This is a genomic window from Candidatus Lokiarchaeota archaeon (assembly GCA_014730275.1).
Lineage (GTDB): Archaea > Asgardarchaeota > Thorarchaeia > Thorarchaeales > Thorarchaeaceae > WJIL01.
The window spans coordinates 1-5,707 of sequence record WJIL01000007.1 but is presented as its reverse complement, the minus strand read 5'-3'; the positions used below and the strand labels follow the sequence as shown (position 1 = coordinate 5,707).

At 46.7% G+C, this 5,707-nt stretch carries 4 protein-coding genes and 1 tRNA gene; all 5 read right to left on the bottom strand.

The window, feature by feature from the left end; all coding sequences use genetic code 11:
* Nucleotides 1-13: 13 nt before the first annotated feature.
* A tRNA-Lys gene (locus GF309_01070) sits at nt 14-83 on the bottom strand.
* A gap of 111 nt (nt 84-194) precedes the next feature.
* Complete coding sequence (locus GF309_01065; protein MBD3157353.1) at nt 195-1,631, bottom strand: hypothetical protein; 1,437 nt, start codon at nt 1,629-1,631, stop codon at nt 195-197.
* Nucleotides 1,628-3,442 (bottom strand): hypothetical protein, encoded by a 1,815-nt coding sequence (locus tag GF309_01060; GenBank protein ID MBD3157352.1) that lies wholly within the window; start codon nt 3,440-3,442, stop codon nt 1,628-1,630. The genes GF309_01065 and GF309_01060 overlap by 4 nt, the downstream gene beginning before the upstream one ends.
* A gap of 4 nt (nt 3,443-3,446) precedes the next feature.
* The gene (locus tag GF309_01055; protein ID MBD3157351.1) at nt 3,447-5,132 is read right to left on the bottom strand and encodes a CHAT domain-containing protein; all 1,686 of its coding nucleotides are present in this window, start codon (nt 5,130-5,132) and stop codon (nt 3,447-3,449) included.
* Nucleotides 5,133-5,146: 14 nt separating this feature from the next.
* Entirely contained in the window at nt 5,147-5,521 is a 375-nt protein-coding gene (locus tag GF309_01050; GenBank protein ID MBD3157350.1) for a hypothetical protein, read from the bottom strand.
* Nucleotides 5,522-5,707 lie beyond the last annotated feature (186 nt).

Genomic DNA, 5,707 nt, shown 5'->3' with positions numbered 1-5,707 from the left:
GGCCAGATGAAGGTGACCCGCGTAGGACTCGAACCTACAACCAAGGGATTAAGAGTCCCCTGCTCTGCCAAATTGAGCTAGCCGATGAGTTTGGGCTCCTGGTATCTCCCACCTTGTCGAGTAACAGACAGGGATTTGCACTTTCGGGATAGAAGAAGCCCGAAACCTCAGGTGTCGAAAGGTGGGGAACAGTGTCAATAGGCTCCTTCGACACGCCCATTAACTAGATTCTCAATCACAGGCTGGAATTCTCCTGAGATACGATCTTTTAGGTCGGGATCTTGCTCTAGTGAGTTGCGAAGTGAATCCAGTTCAACTTCTCCAAGGCGACGCAAGTCACCTATTGGCAAATACTCCTGCAATTCCTCAACAAGCGTAGCCTGATTCATCTCATCCTGAACCGGAAAAAGCCCACACTTCTCATTGAATCTGTGGAGAACTAGTATGTGGTACAGTAGCTCAATGAGATAGTGTTCTCGGTATTCTCTTTCTAGCCATTTCTGGTACAGACTAACTATTACCCGGTTTACTCTCTCATACAGATCGGGCTTGATGGTCAAAGTGTACCCTTGAAGCATAATCCGGAATGCTGGGTTCAACATGTATCCACCTTGCCTGCGCCATTGGACCCAAGACTGCATCCGGTCGATCAAGTCAAGGTAATCAGCTACTCCATAATCCTGATAAGAATCAGGCAGCAATTGCGGTAAGAGTTCTCTCAACACCTTGACATCAAATCGGCGTAGGAGCGACAAAGTCAACAGAGTTTTCCGTGTAGTAGAAGCCAGACTTGCTAAGACTTTCTCTTCAACGTATGCTCGGTAATACTTTTCGACCAACTCCTGGGAGTGGGCTTGAAAATCGGCAGAAGTTGCCACTTGAGAAGTTTCAAGTTGCTCTACGAAATCTTCTATGAGCACAGGCAGCCCTCCCGTGATTCGGTAAATCTTAGTAGCCAGCTCTGCATACTTGGGCAAGACTTGAGATATTATCTTGGGATCCAACTCCAGAAGTTCTAGATTCTCCAAGCGCATTCGGATTTCGAGATTCTCAAATCTCAGTGCAACCTCACTGGTTAGTATGACAGCGACATTTCTTTCCAAAGCTGAGCGATTAAGGATTTCTCTCTGAAACCAACGTCTGTGGTCCTCAGGTATCAAATCGTAGTCGCTTATCAATAGCAACACTATTTTCTTGAACCTCTTAGCACCTGAGATAAGCTGAAAAATCATATCAGCAAGTTGTCTTTCCTCTTCCAGGTTTTCATAGCCGGGAGGCAAAGAGATAACTCGCCGAGGCAGACGAAAGCTGATGTCATTGATGACTTTGACCAACAATTCACACAAAGCAAAACCCTGATCACTCTCCCTATGAAAATCCGCTACGCGGACAAGACTAACAGGGAGAGTGCTTTCGTGACACTCCCACAACAGTTCAATCAATGCCGCTTTACCAAAATCCTTCGGTGCAAATAGATTCAAGAAGAAGATATTACTCATACCGCGCTCGACGTCCTCGATGAACTCTATTATTCGAGTGTACTCCTGCTGGTGAGCTAGCATATGTATTCGGGATTCATAAACTTCGATGTTTTTACCCATTGCAGCCCTTTTTCGAGATCGCTTCTTCATCTTTGAGCATAGAAGTGTTCATTTATGTATTCTAAAAACTCTTTGGCATCTGGTCTTCTTGTGGTAGTAAGGGCCCGTACATAGAACTCGTGTTGTCCATCGAACAGACAATAAACAGGCTCCGGGCTTGGATCTACTTGAACAATGTAGACAGTCTTGCCTTGGTATTCGTCGAAACCTGTTTCGATATAGAGTTGCGGCTTACGCCCCAGGTACCGCACGACTAAATCAGCAAATGCTTTCTCGAATCCATCTCTATCTTTTCTGCCTCTGCTCAGCGTTGCCATATCTTTGTCAAGTCCCACGGCTCGACCTTCATCATCAACGCCAATGATAAGCGTTCCGCCTTCAGTGTTCATTAGAGCGCATAAGGTCTTGGCTATTTCCTTGTCTACCTTGCTATCTCTTCTCCGGGCACGCAAATGGTATCGCATCGTTGGTTTGAGTTCCAGGCGGCTACTTTCGCCTTGAGTGATTAACTCCCCCAAGGACGATGGTTTTGCCTTGTCCCTAAAGGCTCCTAGTACATTCTGTACTTCTTGTCTTGTGATCAAGATATGCTCTCGATTGATTGGTGACAGTCGACAATGCTCGTTGAAGAGCTTATTGCAGATGACCACTAATTCACGAGGGGTGCCTCTAGAAAGTCTAACCACCTGGTGGTCCAGATCATCCACAATCGATATTTGCCCAAGGCTCAAGTACGGTGGCTTACGATCACTGCAGAGTCTCAGTCGTTCCCTCAAGAGACGATGCAACTCCTCGTCTGACCACTCGAGGGAGTAGAGGATCTGGCTCTGTTCCTGATTGATCCAGGCAGTTTCTAGAACACGGCTTAGAAACCTGTTATCGAGAAAGAACTTGAACGCCACGCTATTGTCTGAGAATTCCAAAAGACGGCGCTTCGAGAGCAAAGGTTCCAATACTTGCCAGGCTATATCTTCATCGCTTGAAATACCATCGTCTGGGTCAACCAAGAAGTAAATGCTTTGAAGTCTAAACAACTCAGTCACGTACCGGCAAAAACGAGCCAAGGATTCGCGGGGATCTATAGGCAACTCTCCCGATAAGCCTTCTTCAGGCTTGAGAGAGCTCCTAAGATTGCGTTTTATGATTGGATCCTCTTCGTAAGCGGAAACGTAATACCATAACTGATCTCGAATGACTTGATCTAACTCGCCAGATTCTGTCAATGCTATAGTTCCTGACCGCAGCTCTGCATCCAGGGTTCTGATGGCCGCTTTCAGTATCTGCTCAATGTGGTTGTATATCTGTACTTCCCTTCCCTGCCGAATTTCATCCACCAACGGACCAAAGTCCCGATACACAACTGATAGGACTCCTTCAGTGCGACTCATTTGCGCTACGACATTCCTTAGACTACTCTTTCCACTTCCTGGCGGTCCGAAAACAATAACAACGCCGAGTCTGTACGGACTACCAAGAATATCAAAGAAGCCTGATACCTTGTAGAAATACTCCTGAAGATAGGGATCAGATCCACCATCTGTATATAGGAATGGGTCTAGCTTGAAACCAAGCTGGCGCAGCCAGACCCCACGAGGTGAGAGTGGGTCGAGGCGCATAAGCGGATACTTTCCGGAAAGATCAAAAATGACGTCCCCGAGTCTGACGATCAATTTCTCGAGTTCCTCTTGTTGCTCTTGGTCAATCACAATGCTTCCAGCTTGTCGGATATCTCTCACGAGAATACTTGCTTTCTCGAGAGCATCTTGTTTCTCTAGCTCTTCCACTTCTCGCATGAAAGCGACGTAGCGCGACTTCAACTGTGTGATATCTGTCCCTGTCACAAATTCAGTCTCCTGGATGAAGTAAATCTATTAGCTTTCGTATTCTATCATCTGCAACAGTCAATAACCTCCAAAGGACACCACGAAGCTCTCGAACTCGTCCGTAGACTTTCCTGAACTCATCACTGCTAGGTTTTACTTTCATCAGCTCTCTCGAAATGTCTCTAAACTCTGAGGCTTGCACCGGCAAACTGCCAATTATGGGGATTTGCGCATATCTCAAATTCCACCCGCTCGGAATATCTTTTGATTGAGGCATGCAATGCTCTCGCCACTCAATGCCGGCTACGTTAAGTCTAGCTCCATCGGGATCGGGTTTCCAGTAGCACTCAGTCATAGAACTAAGTGGCTTATCAATTGCATCAAGCAAGACTTGACATTCGTGATGGACTACTTTCCACTCTGCAAGCTCTTTAGCCAATTCATATGAATCTAGAGATCTGCCCATCGAGGTTACAGGCTGGAGCACATTGCCCCGGTAGTTGTCTATGTCGGTTCTCAAATAGAGAACAGGACGATACCAGGATTCATCGGATAGACCTATCCTGGCTTCGGCTACAGCTTCCGTCAATGGTGCACCAAAAGTTAACATCTCGTAGAGAATCGCGGAGAGTTTCTTGGATTGCTGTGTGTCAATAGATAGCTGTATTGCTATTACGGCCGGAATACCTTGCTTGATCAACGCGCCCGCTACGCTATTGAAAGTACTTCTTCCAGCAACAAATCCTGACTTGCAGGCTGAAAGAACAGCTATTGGGATGCCTCTCCTATGTAGTCTAAGGCCGAGATCATCTCCGTCGATCCATTCTAGCTCTCCACTGCTTGCTTCAAAAGCTAGAAAGCCTCGACTTTTGTGGTCAGGCGACCGAGGTCCTTTGCATGTGAAACAAATCTTGCTACCAGGTGTATTCAATGACCTACATTCGTCACATAACCATCCAAAGTCGCCATGTGTATCAATATGAACGACATGTGTTGCTTGCTCAGATCTCTTGAGGTGATTGTGTAGGGCATCAAGTGTGTTGACAGGTAAGCTATGCACATTGAAGACGTTAGGATACTCTCGACTCAACTCCTCCACAGGAAGCCTGTCGCTGGTGTGAGGAGGTAGGCTTTCGTATTTCGGGTAAGATGTCATATCTGGACGGGGAGCGATGTAAACTACTTCTAGCATTTCTGCTAGATCAACTGGAGTGACTGACTGTCTTAAGTCAACATGCCGAACCAATATTGCTCGCCTGCCTCTGAAAAGAAAGTCCTGGCCATTGTGTAGCAGCTCCCAGGGATACGCTTGAAGGATGCTGCCGCTAGCTTGGATATGGAGTTCTACAATGGGTATTTCATCGCTTTGCAAAAGTAGATAGTCAAAAGTACTTCTAATCTCTTGAGTACAGAATACAGCCCCATACAATTTCTGTCCAATAATCTTCAAGCGATCTGTGGCAGGCCGACCTTTATCAAACAAGCCGATCTCTGTTGCTTTCTTGAATGCCCTTCCCGTTGGCCAAGTATTTCGATCTCTAGCATTCAACTCAGCAGAAAGGAATACGGCCTCCCAGATTTCTTTGTCACGCCAGATCAAATCAAAGGACTCGGTCGCTGACTCTCGATTGGGGCCGATTATTCTAATAGAGGCCTTGTCTAATTCGTCTTCTTCTTTGTCCAAAATGAGCTCAATAGGACGTGCCATTGTCTACCCTCAAATCACTCACGTTCTGGGATATCTTCTCCTGACCAAGCTCGGCCCTTGATGAGTGCTCTTGCGGCTACTTCTTCTAGTTCTACAAGGTGCTCTTCTGCAAGTCTGGCTTTCAGATCCTCATACGGTACTATAGGTCTCATATGCACTACCGCCTTCTGAATCCGCTCCTCACCGACTTTGGCGCCTGCCCTTACAACTCTTAGATCAAATCCGCCTTCGCCTTCACCTGTGAGAACGAAGTTTATCTCGACAGTCACTTCATCAATAATAAACAAGGGCACTGGGTCATCCTTCTGAGCTTCATCTGACAGAAGCTCTTTCTTCACCCAATGAATGAGCTTGTTTAGCTTCATCGATTCTTTAGTATCCAGGTGCATAATTTCTTCTCTCCCTTCTGTGTAAATCATCAGTAACCGTTCAGGGGGGGGGCTACCCATAACTGTAGGGGGCGCAGGGTTCGCAACCCCCATATATGAGGGGGCCAGCCGAAGTCTTCGATAAAGGCTTCGTGAGCATATGCGACGAGCCCCCTATATGTGGTGGTCAAGTCGTGTGCAACCAGC